The organism is Pseudomonas sp. YuFO8 (assembly GCF_035065025.1).
Classification (GTDB): domain Bacteria; phylum Pseudomonadota; class Gammaproteobacteria; order Pseudomonadales; family Pseudomonadaceae; genus Aquipseudomonas; species Aquipseudomonas putida_AE.
Genome location: NZ_JAXDEQ010000153.1, coordinates 1 through 424 on the forward strand (window position 1 = coordinate 1; position 424 = coordinate 424).

A 424-nucleotide genomic window follows, 5' to 3' on the forward strand; every position below is an offset into this window, starting at 1 on the left:
GTCGAAATTCCGAAATATTCCCTCAACCATGCTGCCGAAGCGCCGCATTGATTCAAGGAAGTGTCATGAGTCTTAAATGGGTTGATGTACAAGAGATCGCTATCCTGTTGGCCGATGCCAACCCGGATCTGGATCCTTACTCCCTGAACTTTGTAGCTTTGCGTGACATGGTCATGGCGTTGCCAGGGTTCGAAGATGAGCGTGATCGCGGTGGTGAGAAGGTTCTGGAAGCTATCCAGACTGCCTGGAAAGAAGAACAGGACTGACGCCTCCCTTTACGCAGTTAGGCAATACCCAATAACCCGCGTATAATTCGCGGGTTTAATTTTTCGTAAATTACCGTTTCTGGAGTTACACCATGGCTGTTCAACGTACTTTCTCCATCATCAAGCCTGACGCTGTTGCAAAAAACGTCATCGGCGAG

1 protein-coding gene and 1 pseudogene are annotated in these 424 nt (G+C 48.8%); both read left to right on the plus strand.

What is annotated here, in order from left to right; all coding sequences use genetic code 11:
- Nucleotides 1-65: 65 nt before the first annotated feature.
- Complete coding sequence (gene iscX / locus SOP95_RS31745; protein ID WP_016977667.1) at nt 66-266, plus strand: Fe-S cluster assembly protein IscX; 201 nt, start codon at nt 66-68, stop codon at nt 264-266.
- Between the two features lie 92 nt (nt 267-358).
- Nucleotides 359-424, plus strand: a pseudogene (locus tag SOP95_RS31750) (nucleoside-diphosphate kinase); the annotation flags it as partial.